Here is a 17894-nt window from a genome sequence, read left to right as displayed (position 1 = left end):
CGCTTCGAACATACCTAGCCAGACCCCCTTGGCGCTCCACCGGCTGAAACGTCGGAAGACGCTGTTCCATTCGCCGAACGCTTCGGGCAGATCACGCCACGGCGAACCGGTTCGCACGATCCATAACACGCCCTCGACAAACATCCGGTTGTCGCGGCCTGTCGAACCACGCTGGTCCGGCCGACCGATGATCAAGCCGGAGATACGGTCCCATTGCCTGTCGCTCAGAACGAGCCGATCCGTAACGCCCAAGGCTTCCTCCTAAAAGAAAGCCTTGAATCACGTTCCATCTGATTTGAGAATCCCAAGAGTCCACACAGCCTAGAGCATGATCCGGAAAAGTGGAGACCGGCTTTCCGAAAAAGATCATGCTCAAACAAAGAGCTAGAGCGGGATGACGGTTCGAAGAAAAGTCATGGCGCTCTAGCCTGTCCCCAACCAGCGGGACAGACGTCGCGCCGGCCCCTCGGGTACTCTCCAGGGAATACCGGGAGGGCCAAACCGTGAGCACTGCGCCTCGTATCGATATCGACGTCGCGGCATTCTGGCGCGATCCTTATCCGATGCTTGCGAAGTTGCGTCGGGATGCTCCGATCGCGTTCGTGCCTCAGCTCGGCAGCACGCTGCTATGCAGTCGCGACGACATCTTCGTCTCGGAAAAACAGATCGATGTCTTCAGTTCGCACCAGCCCGCAGGCCTGATGAACAAGCTGATGGGCCACAACATGATGCGCAAGGACGGCGACGCGCACCTGTCGGAGCGGAAGGCGATCTTTCCCGCGGTGTCTCCGAAGACCGTCAAATCTCATTGGACGGCGCAATTCCAGGCTCATGCCGACCGCATCATCGCCGCGCTCGAGCCCGCGGGCGCATGCGATTTCGTGCGCGACTTCGCACTGCCGTTCTCGGCCGAGTGTCTGAAATCGATCACCGGGCTGACCAACATGCGCTTCCAGGACATGAACGCGTGGTCGCAGGGGATGATCGACGGCATCGCCAATTACATCGGAGACCCCGCCGTCGAGGCGCGGTGTCATGCCGCCACTTCGGGCATCGATGCGGCCATCGATGACATGCTGCCGCTGCTCAGCAGGAAGCCCGATCAAAGTCTGCTCGGCGTGATGCTCGCATGCGGCATGCCGATGGAGAGCGTGCGCGCCAACATCAAGCTTTCGATCAGCGGTGGTCAAAACGAACCGCGGGATGCGATCGCCGGCACCGCGTGGGCGCTGCTGACGCATCCCGATCAACTGAGATTGGTCATGGATGGCAAGATCGCCTGGATGCAGGCATTCGAGGAATATGCCCGCTGGATCTCCCCGATCGGCATGTCGCCACGCCGCATCGCCAAGCCGTGGAAAATCCGTGACGTTGCCTTTGAGCGGGAGGAGCGGGTGTTCCTGATGTTCGGCTCGGCGAACCGCGACGAAAAGCATTTCGAACGCGCTGATGAGTTCGACCTTGGCCGTGATACCAGCAAAAGCATCGCGTTCGGCGCCGGCCCGCATTTCTGCGCCGGGGCCTGGGCCTCGCGCGCCATGGTCGCCGATGTTGCGCTTCCGGCCGTCTTTGCCAGGTTGAAGAACCTCCGCATCACCGAGAACGAACCGGTGCGGATCGGCGGCTGGGCGTTTCGCGGACTGCTCAATTTGCCCGTTGCCTGGGGGTAGATGCCTCGAGAAATTCGCGCCTGCCGGTTATCCCCAGAGAACAGCACGTCCAGGTTTTCCCGATCGGCTGCGACCGGCTGTCGCGGCGCGGAGGTGCCATGCGATCGTGCGAATTCGAAAAGCCGCTGCTGGTAAACCGCACTGGAAATCCGGTAACGCTTGCTGCAATGCGGGGTGACGGATCGCAATTGAAGTCCGGCATCGCGCGGAGTAACCTAAGCAATAGCGAACCTTGTGTGGAGCGCGCCGCGATGAAGGAAAATCCCGAGAAGGAAAATCCAGAGCGAAAAATTCCTCGGCGTGATTTGCTTCGCCTGACCATAGCAGGAAGCGGCGTGGCCGCCGTCGGCACGCTGGTGTCGCTGCAGGCACCAGCGCAATCGGTCAACATGAAGGACAAGCGCAGGGCGCGCTATCAGGCCGATTCCGCTGAGGTTCGAGACTTCTACCGCGTCAACAGCTACCCCGGCGCCCGCTAGAGGGAGGTGTTCGTGCTGATCAGGAAGTCGGATCGTCGTCGAGGAAGTGCAAAGCCGGTTTTCGCGCAAGCGGACAGGCCGGGCGGCGGATTGGATCGACGCACTTTTCTGATGCGTTCGGGCATCGCTGCCGGCACGCTCGCGGCGCTCGGTGATCTCGCGCTGAATGGCGTGCGCAAAGCGGAGGCTGGCCCGCCGCCGCCTCCGGGCGCACCCGTCACGACCCGCAAGAATGTCTGCACCCACTGTTCGGTCGGCTGCTCTGTCATCGCCAAGGTCGCCAATGGCGTCTGGATCGGGCAGGAGCCGGACTATGACAGCCCGATCAATCGCGGCTCGCATTGCTGCAAGGGTGCCGCGGTCCGCGATGACGTCCTGAGCGAGCGCCGCCTGCGCTATCCCGTCAAGCTCGTCAACGGCCAGTGGACGCGGATTTCCTGGGAGACCGCGATCAACGAGATCGGCGACAAGCTCATGGAGATCCGTCAGAAGGCGGGCCCCGATTCGGTCTATTGGCTTGGCTCGGCCAAGTTCACCAACGAAGCCGCCTATCTCAACCGCAAGCTGGCGGCGTTCTGGGGCACCAACAATTCCGACCACCAGGCCCGCATCTGCCATTCGACGACCGTCACCGGCGTAGCCAACACCTGGGGCTACGGCGCGATGACCAACAGCTACAACGACATCCGCAACGCCCGGACCATCCTGTTGATGGGCGGCAATCCCGCCGAGGCGCATCCGGTCTCGTTGCAGCACATCCTCGAGGGCAAGGAGCTCAACCGCGCCAACATGATCGTGGTCGATCCGAGGATGACGCGGACCGCAGCACATGCGACCGAATATGTCCGGGTGCGGCCGGGCACCCACATCGCCACCATCTACGGCATGCTGTGGCACATTTTCGAGAACGGCTGGGAGGACAAGCAATTCATCAGCCAGCGCGTCTACGGCCTCGATGATATCCGCAAGGCGGCGGCGAAGTGGAATCCGAAGGAAGTCGAGCGCGTCACAGGCCTGCCGCAGGCGCAGGTCAAGCATATCGCTGAATTGTTCGCCAAGCAGAAGCCGGCGACGCTGATCTGGGCGATGGGGCAGACGCAGTTCGCCACCGGTACCGCCAATGTGCGCGCCAGTTGCCTGTTGCTGCTTGCTACCGGCAATGTCGGCATGGCCGGCGGCGGCGCCAACATCTTCCGCGGCCACACCAACGTGCAGGGCGCGACCGATCTCGGCCTCGATGTCACGACGCTGCCGCTCTACTACGGCCTTGCCGAGGAAGCCTGGCGGCATTGGTGCCGGGTGTGGGAAGTCGATTACGAGTGGATGAAGTCGCGTTTCCCGACCAAGACGCTGATGGAAACGCCGGGCATTCCGAGCACGCGCTGGTTCGACGCGACGTTGTTGCCAAAGGACCAGATCAGCCAGCCCAATCCGGTGCAGGCCATGTTCGTCATGGGGCATGGCGTCAACACCATCACCCGGATGCCTGAAGCAGTGCGCGGTATCGAGAAGCTCGAACTGCTGGTGGTGTGCGATCCCTATCCGACCGCGTGGTCGGTGCTCTCCGAGCGCAAGAACGGCACCTACCTCCTGCCGGCCTGCACCAGCTTCGAGATGGACGGCTCGCGCACCGCCTCTAATCGCTCGCTGCAATGGGGCGAGAAGATCGTCGAGCCGGTCTTCGAATCCAAGAACGATTACGACGTGATGTATATGTTCGCCAAGAAGCTCGGCTTTGCCGACCTGATGTTCAAGAACATCAAGGTCGAGAACGGCGCGGTGTCGGCGGAGGACATCCTGCGCGAGATCAACCGCGGCGGCTGGTCGACCGGCTATTGCGGGCAATCGCCGGAGCGGCTCAAGGCGCATATGAAGAACCAGCACAAGTTCGACCTGGTCACGTTGCGGGCGCCGAAGGATGATCCGGAAGTCGGCGGCGACTATTACGGCCTGCCATGGCCGTGCTGGGGCACGCCGGAGTTCAGGCATCCGGGCTCGCCGATCCTCTACAACACCAATCTTTCGGTGAAGGACGGCGGCGGCACCTTCCGCGCGCGGTTCGGTGTCGAGCGTGTCGTCAAGCGCAAAGTGATGGAGAACGGGCAGGAGGTCGAGCGGGAGTTTCATGACAACCTTCTCGCCGAGGGCTCCTATTCGGTTGGCTCCGAGATCAGGGACGGCTATCCCGAATTCACACTGGGCGTGCTGAAGAAGCTCGGCTGGGACAAGGACCTGACGCCGCAGGAAATGGAGGTCATCCAGCGCGTCAATTCGGCCGATCCCGATAAGGTGTCCTGGTCGCTCGACCTGTCCGGCGGCATCCAGCGCGTTGCGATCGAGCACGGCTGTTCGCCTTACGGCAACGGCAAGGCGCGCATGATCGCCTGGAATCTGCCCGATCCGATCCCGGTCTATCGTGAACCGATCTACACGCCGCGTCCGGACCTTGTCGCCGACTATCCGACCTTGCCCGACGCCAAGCAGTTCCGTATGCCGAATATCGGCTTCTCGGTCCAGAAGGCCGCCGTCGACCGCGGCATCTCAAAACAGTTCCCGCTGATCCTGAGCTCCGGCCGGTTGGTGGAATATGAAGGCGGCGGCGAGGAGACGCGCTCCAACAAGTGGCTCGCCGAGCTGAAGCAGTTCATGTACGTCGAGATCAATCCGGCCGACGCCGCCGAGCGCGGCATCACGGACGGCGGCTGGGTGTGGGTGACCGGCGCGGAGAACAGTTCGCGGACCCGTGTCAAGGCGATGGTCACCGAGCGTGTCGGCAAGGGCGTCGCCTGGATGCCCTTCCATTTCGCCGGCTTTTTCCAGGGCGACGACCTTCGCGCCAGATATCCGAAAGGCGCCGATCCGATCGTGCTCGGCGAAAGCGTGAATACGCTGACGACCTATGGCTACGACCCTGCGACCGGAATGCAGGAGCCGAAGGCGACGCTTTGCCAGATCCGGGCCGCGTGAGAGGACGAGACGATGGCACGCATGAAATTCCTTTGCGACGCGGACCGCTGCATCGACTGCAACGCCTGCGTCACCGCGTGCAAGAACGAGAACGATGTGCCTTGGGGCATCAACCGCCGCCGTGTCGTCACCATCAATGACGGCAAGCCCGGCGAGCGTTCGGTCTCGATGGCCTGCATGCACTGCACCGACCCGCCCTGCGCGGCGGTCTGTCCGGTGAACTGCATCTTCCCGACCGAGGACGGCATCGTCCTGCACAACAAGGATCAGTGCATCGGTTGCGGCTATTGCTTCTACGCGTGCCCGTTCGGTGCGCCGCAATATCCGCAGGTCGGCAATTTCGGCACCCGCGGCAAGATGGACAAATGCACCTATTGCGCCGGCGGCGGGGGGGCGGAGGCGCCGGGCAGCGCGGCGGAATTCGCCAAATACGGCTCGGACCGGTTCGGCCAGGGCAAATTGCCGATGTGCGCGGAGATGTGCTCGACCAAGTCGCTGCTCGCCGGCGACGGCGACATCATCGCGCAGATCTACGGCGAGCGGGTGCGCAAGCGGGGTTATGGTTCCGGTGCCTGGGGCTGGACCACAGCCTATCACAAGGATGTCGGGGTCTGAGCGGACAGGCCGATGCGGGCCCGCGACGGGCGCGGGATGAGAACAGGGTAATGGTCATGACGTTTTTCGCACGCTTTCGTCTGGCGACCTTCGTCCTGGCGCTGCTTGCGATCATCGTGGCGGCGCCTGTGCTCGCGCAGAAGTCCGGTTCCGACGGCGCACCCAACCCGACCGCAAGCGTCACCAGCCAACGCGAACTGCTGCAGCAGGTGCCGCGCATCACCGGCCGCATCGATATTCCCGACACCAGGGCCAGCGTGCTGATCCAGCCGGCGGGCCGGACCTGGGAGTATTTCCACCAGGTCCTGCTGCGCTGGGGCGGTGCGATTGTGATCGTCGGCACGGTCGCGTTGCTGGTGATCGCCTATCTGATCCTCGGACGGCTCCCGATCTCAGCCGGGCGCTCGGGGCAGAAAGTGGTTCGCTTCGAGACGTTCGAGCGCTTCGCGCACTGGCTGACGGCAGCGTCTTTCGTGATCCTCGGACTGACCGGATTGAACATCACCTTCGGCAAGGCCGTGGTGCTGCCGCTCGTCGGGCCCGACCTGTTTTCCGATATCTCGCAGCTCGCCAAATACGTACACAACTTCACCAGCTTTGCCTTCGTGCTAGGCCTTGTCCTGATCCTCGTGATCTTCCTCAGGGACAATCTCCTGGAGAAGGTGGATATCGACTGGCTCAAGCAGGGCGGCGGCTTCATCAAGAACAGACACGCGCCGGCGGGCCGCTTCAATCTCGGCGAGAAAATGGTGTTCTGGCTGTCGATTGCGGCCGGCATTGCGGTGTCAGCATCGGGATTCCTGCTGCTGTTCCCGTTCTACGGGACCAATATCCTCGGCATGCAGCTCGCCCAGGTGGTGCACGCCGTGGTGGCCGTCCTGTTCATCGCCCTGATCCTCGCCCACATCTATATCGGCACGGTCGGGATGGAAGGCGCCTTCGAGGCAATGGGCACCGGTGAGGTCGACCTCAACTGGGCAAAAGAGCATCACGATCAATGGCTCGCCAAGAAGCTTGCGGCCGAGGATCGGCGCGGCGAGCCTACGGCGACACCGGCGGAATAGCTGCTCATTTTCGGTCGCGATTGCCGCGGCGAGGTGGTTGCGCGTCATCGCGTTCGCGCAGATAGTCGTCGGTGGTGCGGACCGTCGGGCTCGCCACGCCGTAGGATTCAAAGCCCTGTTCTGCGACGAAGTTGACCCGGCAATCGTCGCACATCTTGATGACGTCGAGCTTGCGCGGCGAATCCTTGTACATCCAGTGCTTGCCTTCGAGCTTGGCGACCACGCGCTCGATCGTGCTCTTGACGCCGAATGGCTTGCCGCAGCGGATGCACGAGAACGGCTCTTCCTCCTTGAGAATGCGGGCAGGGGCTCTTGCCGCGCCGAAATCGATCCGTGGCACCAGCGTGATCACCTTCTCCGGACAGGTCGACTTGCACAGGCCGCACTGGACGCAGGCGTCCTCGACGAAACGCAGCACCGGCCGCTCGGGATCGTCGCGCAACGCACTGGTCGGGCATGCCGATACGCAGGACAGGCACAGGGTGCAGCCGTTGGCATCGACTTCCACGGCGCCGAACGGTGCGCCCACGGGCAGCGGGATGATATCGACGGGGGCTGGCGCTGCGCGGTGCAATTCGCCGAGCGCAAAACGCAGCACGTCGCGTTTCTTTCCCATGGTCCGGAAACTGGCCGGGCGCGGCGCAGACAGCAATGGCGGGATCGCGCGCAGCGTCTCGAGCAGCGTATCCGGATCGTCGGTCTCGATGGTGGCGATCCGCTCTGCGCCGAAGCCGAGCCCGGCCAGGATCGGATCGACGATCGCCATCGTCCGCATCAGGCCCGCGACATCATGGCGCGGCTTCGCCCGCAGCACGAAGCGCATCGCGGAGGCGCCATAGGCAAAGGCGGCGGCGATGCTCTCAAGCCCGATCTGCGTGACCTCGTTGACCGCGAACGGCAGCACGTTGGCCGGCAGTCCGTCGCCGAACCGCGCCAGCGCGTCGATCAGCGGCGCGCCGTGCACATCGTCATGCACCAGCACGATCGCCTGCTCGCCGCCGGCTTCGCGATAGGCGATCAGCATCGCGCGCAATTTGCGCATCAGCGCGTCTTCCGGGGGCAGCGCGTAGGACGCGGCGCCGGTCGGGCAGGCCGCCGCGCATTGGCCGCAACCCGCGCAGATATTCGCATCGATCGCGACATGGTCGCCGGCCGGCGTGATCGCGCCCGCCGGACAGAGATCGAGACAGCGGGTGCAGCCGATGCGTCCCGAGCGCGAATGCGCGCACAGCTTGGCGTCGAACGTGACGTAGCGCGGCTTCTCGAACGTGCCGACGAGATCGCGCGCCTTCAGCACAGCCTGCAGCATCGCCGCGGGGGAGGCGGGATCGGCGCGCAGATATCCGTCGCGCAAATCCGCGGCTGGGAACAATGGCGCGCCGCCGGTCAGGTCGAGGATGATGTCGCAGTTGGATCGCGCATTGTTGCGCGCGGGGCCGAACAGCAGCGTGCCGCGCGAGGAGGGCGCCGCTTCGGCGAAATCGTCGACCGTGACCTCGAAGGCGCCGAGATGACCGCGCGCCGCGGTCACCTTTCCCTTCGCCACCGGGAATTCGTCCAATCGCGGCGGTGCGATTGCGGCGGGCGGCTCGATCAGGACGGTGACGTCGAGATGGTCCTTGAGCAGATTGCCGGCCTCGATCGCGGTCTCGTTGCGGCCGCAGATCAGGATGACGCCGCCGCTTTCCAGTTCGACCGATGGCGGTGGTGGTGCGGTCTCGGCCGCCGCCGCAAGCAGCGCTGCCATTTTCGGTCCCGCGCGATCGGCATCGCCAGACCAGCCGGCGGTCTCGCGGATGTTGGCGAATTGTATGGATTGTGCACGGCCGCTTTCCTCAGCCACATCGGAAAACAACGCCGCTTCCTGGGTGCAGGCGACCGTGAGCGGGCCGTCCTCGGCGGCGATGGCTCGGAAGCGATCGAGTTCGGCGCGGCAGAGCTGTGTTGCGGACGTCAGCTCGTGGCGGCAGCCGCGGTTGATGGCATCGCCGTCGAGCGGCATCGTGCCCTCGCACGAACAGATCAGAACGCGTCTGGTAGAATCAGTCATTGCGGTCACGAACTCGTGTGGCTACGCGGTAAGTACGCCCGGCGAAACTGGCCGGGAATTTGTGGAAAGTATATACTCTTCAGCATGTCAATGACGATGCCGGCGTGGCGGATTTGTAGGAGCGGCAGGTGAGTGCGTCGCGCGACTTCTGGCTCGCTTGCGGCCATCATCTGCTCGACCGCGACGAGGGCGGGCGATTGCTGGTCACCGACGACTTCCTGAAGGCCTATCTGGCGCGGCCCGAACTGATGCCCCCACCGGAGGCATGCGTGGCCGAGCAAGAATTGCATCGCGCGCTGCTGCGTGACCCGCGGCGACCGGTGTCGGCCGCGCAGGTCGATGCGATCGTAGACGCGGACGCGCGCGAGAATTGGCAGACGATGGTCGCCTGGCGCGATCACCTGGTGAAGCACGGGAGCCTCGAGGCCGCTTATCTTGCGATCGTCAGGCGCAACATTGCCTTTCCCCAGCTCTTCATCGGCCAATTGGTGCAACTGATCCTGCGAAATGCGCTCGATAATTGCGGCGATGCGTTCATGCTGCGCGCCGCCGAGCTGCTTTTCCGCCCGCAAAAGCTCATGATCGAGGGAGCGTCGGTCCTCGCCGTCGACGAGGAACGGGGCTCCCCAACCGGCCGGCACTCGGCGTCGCCGCTGATGGCGCTCCTTGGATTGCCTGAGGCCACCGAGGTTGACGTGCTGAGCGAGTCCACGGCGGGCAGCTATTGGGAGCGCAGCGACCGGTTCGACATGGCGCTCGATCTGGCCACCGGCGGGCGCGGCCTGGCGGCGCTTGGCGATGTCATTGCCCGATGGCTTGCGCATCTGCTGGCGATCGAGGTCGATGTCGAGCCTGTGGCGGAACTGCGCGAGGCGTCATGGAACTGGTATGTCGGGCTGAGCTCCGACGCCACCCGCATTGGCGATGCGATCTGGCATGGCGATGATCTGGATGACGGCTCGCGCGCCCAGCTGACCGGGCTGTTCCGGCTGACGTTCCGCGATCCCGCCTGTATGATCGAAAAGGTCAGGGGCGAGCCGGTCTATCTGCTGCTCGCCATGACCGCCGACGAGGTGTTGCGGCTGAAGCCGCAAAACTTCATCACCGGCTTGCCGATTGCGAACGCGGAGGCAGTCAATTGATATCGACGGCGCTGGAGCGCATTTCCGTGGGTGTCGTGGTCGAACGGCGCAAGGGCAGGAGCGCCTGGGCCGACTTCCTGTGGCGGCCGGTTTCGGTGTTCGCCGGAAGCCCGTCGGCCGCGCCATGGACGCCGCTCGACAGGCAAGGAGAGATGACGTTGTTCTATGCCGGCGAGGCGACGATCGAACTGCACCGCACTGAGACCACCAATTATCGCGACAATCTCGCATCCGGTTCGCCCAGCCTGTGGGTCAACCTGCGCCCGACCGGCTCCGAGCCGCCTTACGAACTGCTCGCTGTCACCGCGGATCCGGCCGAGGGAGAGGCGTTCACCGACGCCGGCAGCAACCTGGTCGATGCGGTGCCGATGCCCGCAGCTATTGTTGAAATCGTCGAGCGATTTGTTGCCGAGCATCATGTCGAGCGCCCCTTCATCAAGCGGCAGCGCGATCGGCAGATGCCTCCGGAGTAGGACAAGAGAGAGCGGACCGTGGCTGAAGAGCACAATGTTTTCCTTCGCTGGGCGCGGCTGAAGCAGGCCGCGAAAGAGCGCCGGAATGCCGAGGCCGTTCCGACGGACAATCAAGAAGCGGCCGCGCCGCCTGTGGCCGACGCCGCGAGCGATGAGCCGTTCGACCTCGCCAGCCTGCCGTCAATCGAATCGATCGCCGCCAACACGGACATTGCCGCGTTCCTGCGCGCCGGCGTTCCTGCAGAACTAACCCGTGCGGCATTGCGCCGGGCCTGGACCACCGATCCCGCCATTCGCGACTTCATCGGCATTGCGGAGAACCAGTGGGACTTCAACGATCCGACCGCAATTCCAGGGTTCGGCCCGCTCGATCCAACGGAAAACGCTGCCGATCTCCTCGCGCAGGTCTCGAGGCGGCTGCAGCAGATTCCGGATGCGCTTGCGGACGCGACGTCGCCGGCCGGTCCGGTTCGGCCTGCGGTGGCTGATGCCGGCGAGCCCGCTCTCGATCCGCCGCCCGCGCCAGACGGCCCGTCGTTGGCTGATGCTGTTCAGTCGAACGAAATGCCCGACATGGGCACGCAGGGCGAACAAGCGCCTGTCGAGGAAGCGCAGGATCCTCCCCGAAAGCGGCGTCATGGCAGCGCATTGCCGCGATAGCGATCGAGAAGTCGGCATGTCCCAGCGGATCGAACGATGACGGATTCAACTTCAAAGGGCGCGGCAGCGCGCATCGTCGATGAGATCGATCGCGCCCGGGCGCAGGAATATGCGCTGCTCGCGACCTTGCTGACGCGCAGTCCGGACGGGCAGCTTCTTTCCCGTCTCGCCGGCCTGCGCGGCGATGCCAGCCCGATCGGCATGGCGCATATCGCGCTGGCCGAAGCGGCCCGCCGGACCAATGCAGAGCGGGCGTCGCGCGAGTTCTTTGTGCTGTTTGCCGGTCTCGGGGAGGGGGCGCTGCTGCCCTATGCGTCGCACTATCTCGCCGAGACATTGTATGGACGCCCGCTCGTCCAGGTGCGGGAAACGCTTGATGGCCTCGGCGTCGAAAAGACACCGGAGCGGACGGAGCCGGAAGATCACGCCGGCTTCCTCTGCGAGATCATGGCAGGCCTCGCCGGCGGCGGCTTCGCGGCGCCCGATGGCGCCGACCGCGACGTCTTCGAGCGGCATCTTTCGCCCTGGATCAGGCGCTTCTTCATCGACCTGGAACGAGCCAAATCGGCGGATTTCTATGCATCGGTTGGCGCGCTCGGGCGCACCTTCATCGACATCGAAGCCGAGGCGTTCGCACTTTCCGCCTGAACACGGCTTCTTGTCCGCGGCTGGAACCCATCCGCTGAACTGTGGTACAAATCGATGTGAAGAGGAGAAGCACACGATGCGCGCCTTCGTTATGGCCTGCCTGTTAGCCGTTGTTGTCGCGGTTGGAGCGGCGGTGATTCTCGACAATTTCGTGCAGGAATCGGCGGAGACGGCGTTCGCCTTGCCAAGCGCCAGGGTGTAGCGCTGTTCTCAAATCGGCGTGTGTCTCGAAACCTTAAGCCGATTGTACGGACCTAACTGAGTGGAGAGAGGGAGATGCCTCATGATCCGCTCAGTGACTTCAGTCTTCGCTATTGCCGTTGTAATTGTTATTGGAACCCTATTCTGGCGGTCGCATTCGCATTCGATTGAATTGACCGCCGCGGCCATGCCGCCGCTGGTGCAATTGCACGCGATGGCCGGCGTCGAGAAATTGCCGGTTCAGGACATCGACGATCAATCGTTGGTGTATCCGACGCCCAAGAAATAGCCGACAGAAATAGCCGACGCGACGGTCCGGCCTAGCTGGTCGTTTGAGAAACGGGATCGGCTCATGATAGGGCTAGACGGAGAATATTTCCGTCCATAGCCGGCCTGCCATGCGCCCCCGAACCATCGATCTCAATCTACTCATCATGCTCGAGGTCCTCGTCGCCGAGCGCAGCGTTTCCAAGGCTGCGCGGCGCATGGGATTGACGCAGTCGGCGGTGAGCCACGCGCTGCGGCGGCTTCGCGACACGTTCAATGATGAGCTGCTTGTCCGCTCGTCCGACGGGATGGAGCCGACGCTGCGCGCGCTCGAACTCGCCAACGCGACCCATGCGGCGCTGGAACAGATCGAGCGGACCATCGACAAGTCAGCAAGTTTCGATCCCGCGACCGCAGAGCGGACCTTCACGCTGCGGATCTCCGAATATGTCTCGGGCCACCTGCTGCAGCGATTGTGTCCTATCCTGCGCAAGGAGGCACCCGGCATCCGCATCAATGCGGCGCACTTCACCGGCGATCCGCGCGAGGATGAGATCGTCGGCGACGAAATTCACGTTCGGCTCGCCTCATCAGGAAATCCGGAAGGCCGGCGCGAGCGGCTCCGCTTGGTGGACGAACGGTTCGTCGTGCTGATGCGGAAGACCAATCCGGCGCGTCACAGCAAGATGACGCTGCAGTTCTACGCCTCGCTCTCGCATGTCAAGGTCGCCGGCACCATCGGCACCAATGTGATCGATGACGCGCTGCGCATCCGCGGACTCTATCGCCACGTCGTGTTCAATGTGCCGAGCTGGCGGGATGCGCGCCATATCGTGGCCAACAGCGATCTCGTTGCCGCTATACCGGCGCGATGGGCGCGCGACCAGGAGAAGCCGCTGCCCTGCGCCGCGGTTCGCTTTCCGCTTGATGACGTCACCTTCGCGATCAATCTCGAATGGCATCCGCGCTTCGCGCTCGATCCCGGCCAGACCTGGTTCCGCGCGCTGATCGCGAAGCAGTTCTAGCGCGGCGTGCCTTCACCTCTCCCGCTTGCGGGAGAGGTCGGCGCGCAGCGCCGGGTGAGGGTTCTCTCCACTCGGGAAGTCCCAATGCGGAGACACCCTCACCCCAACCCTCTCCCGCAAGCGGGAGAGGGCGCCGCATCCCGCGACGATGCTATTCGCGCCCCTGCATATGAATTATATTCATGGCCAACATGAAGATTATGAGTTTTATTTATCAGATAGCTTTGTGACATCGTGGGCCGCCAACAACACAAGAGACGGCGGGAGAAACGCGGGTGGCCCTTCAGAAGCGATATCTTGTCTACATCGGCCTGTTCGTGCTGATGTTCATCAACTATCTCGACCGGGTTAATCTCTCGGTTGCGGCGAAGTCGATCTCGGAGACCTATGGTCTGACGCCGATCGACATGGGTTACATCTTCTCCGCCTTTCTCTGGACCTATCTGATCTGCCTGATCCCGATGGGCATGCTCGCCGATCGGTATGGCGGCCGTGCCGTCACCTACACCACGCTCGGATTGTGGTCGCTGGCCGGCATCTGGACCGGCCTCGCAACGACTTATTCCTCGCTGTTCGCGTCGCGGCTGGTGCTCGGCGTCGGCGAATCCGCAAGCTATCCCGCCGGCGGCAAGATTATCCGCGAATGGGCGCCCGAGGGCGAGCGCGGCATCGCCTCGGCGTTCCTCAATTGCGGTGCCCATGCCGGGCTGTGTGTCGGCTCGGTCGTGGTGGGCTCGCTGATTGTGTCGTTCGGCTGGCGCGAGTCGTTCTATATCACCGGTGCCGCAGGCGTCGTGCTCGCGCTGCTCTGGTTCGCTTTCTATCGGCAGCCGGAACGGGCCTCGTGGCTCGGTGCCGAGGAGCGCGATTTCATTTTGAAGAACCGTGGCGCCATCGCCGCGCGCGGAGCCGGCGAATTGAATCAATCTGCCGCGCTGAAGGCACTTCTGAGCAGCCCTTCGATGTGGGCGCTGGCGCTCACGCAAGGCTGCGCCGGCTACACGCTCTATCTCTTCATGACCTGGCTGCCGAGCTATCTCGCAGCGACGCGCGGCATGGATGTGCTGAAGTCGAGCCTGTTCTCCGCCATTCCCTATGGCGTGGCGGCGATCCTCGGCCTTGGCCTCGGCTGGTTCAGCGACCGCCTCTTGAAGAAATCAGGTCGAGGGAACTCCGACCGGCGCAAGCTGATCGCCGCGATGCTGCTGCTGTCGTCGGTGATCCTAGCTGCTCCGCTGGTCGACTCGATCTGGGTGATCACGACCCTGATCAGCATTTCGCTCGCCTGTGTGGCGACAGCAATGGCGATGAACATCGCACTCACCGCCGACCTGATGACTGACGGCCGCTACAACGGTGCCGCCACCAGTTTGTTGATCATGGGCGGCAATCTCTTCGGCACGGCCGCGCCGATCGTCACCGGCTATGTGGTCGCGGCCACCGGCGGTTATTCCGGCGCGTTCCTGATCGCGGGCGTGCTGCTGCTCGGCGGCGCCGCGGTGATCACATCGGGGGCGCGGACGCCGATCCGGCTCTCAGTCGCGCCGGAAGCGAGACTGCAGGACCGCGCGGCCTCGGTCGTTTGAAGGAGTAACTCAATGAAGAAACTGACATTCACCGCGGTCTCGCGGAACTACTTCAACATGCCGGTGTGGATCGCCAAGCACTGCGGCATGTTCGCCGACGAAGGGCTCGATGTCGCGATCGAGCTCTATGAGGGCGTCGACGAGGTGACCAATCGCATTCGTGATGGCTGCGCCGAGATCGGCTACGGGATCACCGAGCACGTGATCCTCGACAGCGAGGCCGGTGGCTTCCTCGAAATCGTCGGCGGCAATGTCAACCGGCTGCCGTTTTCCTTCATCACCGGCAAGAACATCCGCTCGGTGGAGGATTTGCGCGGCAAGACCGTCGGCGTCTCCTCGATCGAAGCGGGCAGCTCGTCGCTGGTCATGAAGCTTCTCGCCGCGCGCGGCCTGGAATATCCGCGCGACTACAAGATCCGTGCTGTTGGTCCGATCCTGACGCGCTGGCAGATGCTGCAGTCCGGCGAGATCGATGCCGGCCTGCAGGGCGCACCGCTGAACTACATGGCAATCGACCAGGGCTATCCCAGCTTGTGCGAGCCCCGCCGGGAAGTGCCTTATTTCCAGTTCACTTCGCTAAATGTCGACAGCCGCTGGGCGAAGGCGAATGCGGACACGATGCACCGCTTCATGCGCGCCTTCGTGCGCGCGCATGAGTGGTTCTTTGCCAATCGTGCCGGCGTCAGCCCGATCGCGATAGCCGAAACCGGGATCGCGCAGAGCTATGCCGAACGCGCCTGGGACGAGTACACCAGGGACGAGATCTTTCCCCGCGATGGGGATGCGAGCGATGCCGCGGTGCAGGCGCTGATCGAGATCAGCTCCTTGATCCGCGCCGTGCCCAACCGCGTCAAGTCGGAGGCCGCCGACTACATCAACCGCCGCTATCTGCACGCCGCACAGCACGACGTCGCGGCGGCCTGACGGCAACGACCATGCTGACCTTGCCTGATATCGACTACGGCAGCCGGGTTCGCGCCGGCTTGCTCGTTCCATCCGGAAATTCGGTGGCCGAGCCGGAAATCCGCGCCATGCTGCCGCGGCAAGTCTCCATGCTGGTGACACGGCTGGCATTGCGCGGCAGCTCGAAGCCCGAGCTGATGCGCATGCTCGATCGGCTCGAGGCCGCCTCCGAGCTGCTGGCGGATGCCGGGGTCGATGTCATCGTATTCCATTGCACGGCGGTCTCGACCTTCGCGCCGGAGCTCGCCGGCGGAATCCGTGATCGCATACAGTCGGCCTCCGGCATCCGCTGCTTCACCACGGCGGATGCGATCCTGGCGGGGTTGACGAACTTGGGCGCGAAGCGGGTCTCGCTGCTGACCCCCTACATCGATGAGGTGCACGCCCGCGAGATCGCGTTCCTGGAAGCCAACGGCCTCCAGGTCGGGCGCGGCGCCAATCTCGGGATCAACACCAATTCGGAAATGGCCGGCCTCAGCCCCGAGGCGATCCTCGACTGGGCCAAAAGCGCGATCGATCCGCGCGCGGACGCCTGCCTGATCAGTTGCACGGCCATCAAGTCGGCCCCCGTGATTGCCGAACTCGAGAGGGTCTCGGGAATCCCCGTGCTCACGAGTAACCAGAGCATGGTGTGGCACCTCATGAGGTCGAACGGCATCGACAGCGATGTCGCGGCCTACGGGCGCCTGTTCTCCACAGATCAGCCCGTGAAAAGCGTGGAGCCGATGCCGATCGCCGTGGATCGTTGAGGCAATTCACAGCTGTGGAGGTTGCCTACGCGAGCCAACCGCGCAGATAACTTTGCGGCGCGTGGGTGATCAGGTACATCCAGTCTTCGTTCCCTGCCGCATGCGGCAGGGAGATGATGTGCTGGCATGTCCCAAGGCTTCACAGATGAAGAAGGCGAAGAAAGTGCAACCGGGCGCTCCCGCCCTTGAAAAGGGGCTGGATCTTCTGGAAGCGCTGTCGGCCGAGGCGCGCGGTCTCAGCCAGAAGCAGCTGGCCGAGCGGGTCGGCCGCTCCGTCGGCGAGATCTTCCGGATGCTGGTGGCGCTGGAGCGCCGCGGCTATGTCACGCGCGATCCGGCGACCGGCGAATACACGCTGACCCTAAAACTGTTCCGGATCGCCTCGCAATTTCCGCCGACCGAGCGGCTGCTGCAGGCGGCGCTGCCGGTGATGGAGCAGCTTGCCGGCCGCGTGCAGCTGTCCTGCCATCTCACCGTGCTTCACGGCGAGCAGTTCATGGTGATCGCGCGGATCGAGCCGGAATGGCTGATGGGCTGGTCGGTCAAGGTCGGCGCGGTGTTTCCGCTGACCCAGCAATATGCATCGGCGAAGGTGCTGGCGGCATTCCAGCTCGAGGGCCGGCGCCAGGAGCTCGCCGAAGTCATCGCCGCCAATGATCGCATCAGCGGCAAGAAGGCGGTCACGGCGCTCGACCGAATCTCGGCAGAGGGCGGCAACTTCTCAAACGATGACGGCTATACCCGTATCCTCGCCTATAGCTGCCCGATCGTCGAAGCTTCCGGCCGCGCAGTCGCGGCGTTGACCGTACCCCTGGTGCGGCAGGACCGCATCCCCGCCGGCGAAGCCGCCACCATCGCCACCGAGCTGCGCGCCGCCGCGAAGATCGTGTCGGAAAAGATCGGCGGCGTGCCTTAGAAGTTGAGTAGTAGCTACGATGGAGGTGGGCTCCCTCTCCCGCTTGCGGGAGAGGTGGAACGCACTAGGAGCCCGTCCAGATAGCTTTCTGGTTGGCGCATTTCGACACGAAATCCCGCTCATGGGGGCCTTGCGAGGTTAGCGAGCTTCACGAGGTTGTGGGCGGTGCAGATTATCGCCCATTCGGCACGCACGTTTGCCAGGCCCCGCAACAGGAACTGGCGGAAGCCGCGCGCCTGCTTGATCTGTCCGAACACCGCCTCCACGATCTGCTTTCTTAGCCGGTAGGGGGTGTCGAAGCCGCCATCGGCAATCTTTTTTCTCATCGCCTGTGTCAGCGGTCCGCCGACCTTGCCGTTGTCGGCGGTGGGGCGCTTGGCGCGTCCGGTGGCGATGTAGCCGTCGATCCCGCGCTGCTC

General features: G+C 63.8%; 19 protein-coding genes. 16 read left to right on the top strand and 3 right to left on the bottom strand.

Annotation, left to right across the window (positions count from 1 at the left end; genetic code table 11):
* Window positions 1-252 (bottom strand): transposase (locus tag K288_RS0138430; protein ID WP_027584246.1); only part of this gene is annotated, 252 nt, incomplete at its 3' end.
* 251 nt (window positions 253-503) lie between these two features.
* Here K288_RS0138430 and K288_RS0138425 point away from each other — a divergent pair.
* The 5 genes from K288_RS0138425 (at window position 504) to K288_RS0138405 (ending at window position 6795) form a co-directional block, all read left to right on the top strand.
* On the top strand, window positions 504-1670 hold the full coding sequence (locus tag K288_RS0138425) for a cytochrome P450 (protein WP_027584245.1): 1167 nt from the start codon (window positions 504-506) through the stop codon (window positions 1668-1670).
* A 188-nt stretch (window positions 1671-1858) separates the two neighbouring features.
* Window positions 1859-2149, top strand: a complete 291-nt coding sequence (locus tag K288_RS47940) for a hypothetical protein (protein ID WP_152535886.1) — start codon at window positions 1859-1861, stop codon at window positions 2147-2149.
* A gap of 12 nt (window positions 2150-2161) precedes the next feature.
* Window positions 2162-5116 (top strand): formate dehydrogenase subunit alpha, encoded by a 2955-nt coding sequence (locus tag K288_RS0138415; protein ID WP_027584244.1) that lies wholly within the window; start codon window positions 2162-2164, stop codon window positions 5114-5116.
* Between the two features lie 12 nt (window positions 5117-5128).
* Window positions 5129-5731 carry a formate dehydrogenase FDH3 subunit beta gene (fdh3B, locus tag K288_RS0138410; protein WP_027584243.1) on the top strand — a complete coding sequence of 201 codons (603 nt, stop codon included), beginning with the start codon at window positions 5129-5131 and terminating at the stop codon, window positions 5729-5731.
* 56 nt (window positions 5732-5787) lie between these two features.
* On the top strand, window positions 5788-6795 hold the full coding sequence (locus tag K288_RS0138405) for a formate dehydrogenase subunit gamma (RefSeq protein WP_027584242.1): 1008 nt from the start codon (window positions 5788-5790) through the stop codon (window positions 6793-6795).
* 4 nt (window positions 6796-6799) lie between these two features.
* On the opposite strand, the gene K288_RS47935 is transcribed toward K288_RS0138405, so the two are convergent.
* Complete coding sequence (locus tag K288_RS47935; RefSeq protein WP_043161821.1) at window positions 6800-8797, bottom strand: 4Fe-4S binding protein; 1998 nt, start codon at window positions 8795-8797, stop codon at window positions 6800-6802.
* A gap of 176 nt (window positions 8798-8973) precedes the next feature.
* On the opposite strand from K288_RS47935, the gene K288_RS0138395 reads away from it, so the two are divergent.
* From K288_RS0138395 to K288_RS47915, 11 genes are all read left to right on the top strand, one after another.
* Complete coding sequence (locus tag K288_RS0138395; protein ID WP_027584241.1) at window positions 8974-9987, top strand: DUF6352 family protein; 1014 nt, start codon at window positions 8974-8976, stop codon at window positions 9985-9987.
* Window positions 9984-10460, top strand: coding sequence for a DUF3305 domain-containing protein (locus tag K288_RS0138390; RefSeq protein WP_043161819.1), 477 nt, complete (start codon window positions 9984-9986; stop codon window positions 10458-10460). The genes K288_RS0138395 and K288_RS0138390 overlap by 4 nt, the downstream gene beginning before the upstream one ends.
* An 18-nt stretch (window positions 10461-10478) precedes the next feature.
* A complete protein-coding gene (locus tag K288_RS0138385) occupies window positions 10479-11120 on the top strand; it encodes a DUF3306 domain-containing protein (protein ID WP_027584239.1) in 642 nt (213 codons plus the stop codon).
* A 36-nt stretch (window positions 11121-11156) separates the two neighbouring features.
* Complete coding sequence (locus tag K288_RS0138380; protein ID WP_027584238.1) at window positions 11157-11768, top strand: molecular chaperone TorD family protein; 612 nt, start codon at window positions 11157-11159, stop codon at window positions 11766-11768.
* Between the two features lie 76 nt (window positions 11769-11844).
* Window positions 11845-11970 (top strand): hypothetical protein, encoded by a 126-nt coding sequence (locus K288_RS55580; RefSeq protein WP_256378882.1) that lies wholly within the window; start codon window positions 11845-11847, stop codon window positions 11968-11970.
* 81 nt (window positions 11971-12051) lie between these two features.
* On the top strand, window positions 12052-12258 hold the full coding sequence (locus K288_RS52995) for a hypothetical protein (protein WP_152535884.1): 207 nt from the start codon (window positions 12052-12054) through the stop codon (window positions 12256-12258).
* A 109-nt stretch (window positions 12259-12367) separates the two neighbouring features.
* The gene (locus K288_RS0138365) at window positions 12368-13261 is read left to right on the top strand and encodes a LysR family transcriptional regulator (protein WP_051334977.1); all 894 of its coding nucleotides are present in this window, start codon (window positions 12368-12370) and stop codon (window positions 13259-13261) included.
* A 275-nt stretch (window positions 13262-13536) separates the two neighbouring features.
* The gene (locus tag K288_RS47930) at window positions 13537-14847 is read left to right on the top strand and encodes an MFS transporter (protein WP_051334976.1); all 1311 of its coding nucleotides are present in this window, start codon (window positions 13537-13539) and stop codon (window positions 14845-14847) included.
* 12 nt (window positions 14848-14859) lie between these two features.
* On the top strand, window positions 14860-15771 hold the full coding sequence (locus K288_RS47925) for an ABC transporter substrate-binding protein (protein ID WP_051334975.1): 912 nt from the start codon (window positions 14860-14862) through the stop codon (window positions 15769-15771).
* 11 nt (window positions 15772-15782) lie between these two features.
* Window positions 15783-16559: an aspartate/glutamate racemase family protein gene (locus K288_RS47920; protein WP_051334974.1), complete on the top strand. Its 777-nt coding sequence runs from the start codon at window positions 15783-15785 to the stop codon at window positions 16557-16559.
* A 145-nt stretch (window positions 16560-16704) separates the two neighbouring features.
* Window positions 16705-17475 carry an IclR family transcriptional regulator gene (locus K288_RS47915; RefSeq protein ID WP_051334973.1) on the top strand — a complete coding sequence of 257 codons (771 nt, stop codon included), beginning with the start codon at window positions 16705-16707 and terminating at the stop codon, window positions 17473-17475.
* A 119-nt stretch (window positions 17476-17594) separates the two neighbouring features.
* Here K288_RS47915 and K288_RS47910 read toward each other — a convergent pair.
* The coding region (locus K288_RS47910) for a transposase (protein ID WP_043161817.1) at window positions 17595-17894 on the bottom strand (300 nt) is incomplete at its 5' end.

Source organism: Bradyrhizobium sp. Ai1a-2 (assembly GCF_000426245.1).
In the GTDB taxonomy this organism is placed as follows: Bacteria; Pseudomonadota; Alphaproteobacteria; order Rhizobiales; family Xanthobacteraceae; genus Bradyrhizobium.
The sequence above is the reverse complement of the archived record's forward strand: the minus strand, read 5'-3'. Positions and strand labels throughout refer to the sequence as shown.

What these genes read in the sequence shown, in the direction of transcription:
- K288_RS52995 (WP_152535884.1), top strand. Translation starts at nt 12,052, where the DNA reads ATGATCCGCTCAGTGACTTCAGTCTTCGCTATTGCCGTTGTAATTGTT.
- K288_RS55580 (WP_256378882.1), top strand. Translation starts at nt 11,845, where the DNA reads ATGCGCGCCTTCGTTATGGCCTGCCTGTTAGCCGTTGTTGTCGCGGTT.
- K288_RS0138405 (WP_027584242.1), top strand. Translation starts at nt 5,788, where the DNA reads ATGACGTTTTTCGCACGCTTTCGTCTGGCGACCTTCGTCCTGGCGCTG.
- K288_RS47915 (WP_051334973.1), top strand. Translation starts at nt 16,705, where the DNA reads ATGAAGAAGGCGAAGAAAGTGCAACCGGGCGCTCCCGCCCTTGAAAAG.
- K288_RS47920 (WP_051334974.1), top strand. Translation starts at nt 15,783, where the DNA reads ATGCTGACCTTGCCTGATATCGACTACGGCAGCCGGGTTCGCGCCGGC.
- K288_RS0138365 (WP_051334977.1), top strand. Translation starts at nt 12,368, where the DNA reads ATGCGCCCCCGAACCATCGATCTCAATCTACTCATCATGCTCGAGGTC.
- K288_RS0138380 (WP_027584238.1), top strand. Translation starts at nt 11,157, where the DNA reads ATGACGGATTCAACTTCAAAGGGCGCGGCAGCGCGCATCGTCGATGAG.
- K288_RS47935 (WP_043161821.1), bottom strand. Translation starts at nt 8,797, where the DNA reads ATGCCGCTCGACGGCGATGCCATCAACCGCGGCTGCCGCCACGAGCTG.
- K288_RS47925 (WP_051334975.1), top strand. Translation starts at nt 14,860, where the DNA reads ATGAAGAAACTGACATTCACCGCGGTCTCGCGGAACTACTTCAACATG.
- fdh3B (WP_027584243.1), top strand. Translation starts at nt 5,129, where the DNA reads ATGGCACGCATGAAATTCCTTTGCGACGCGGACCGCTGCATCGACTGC.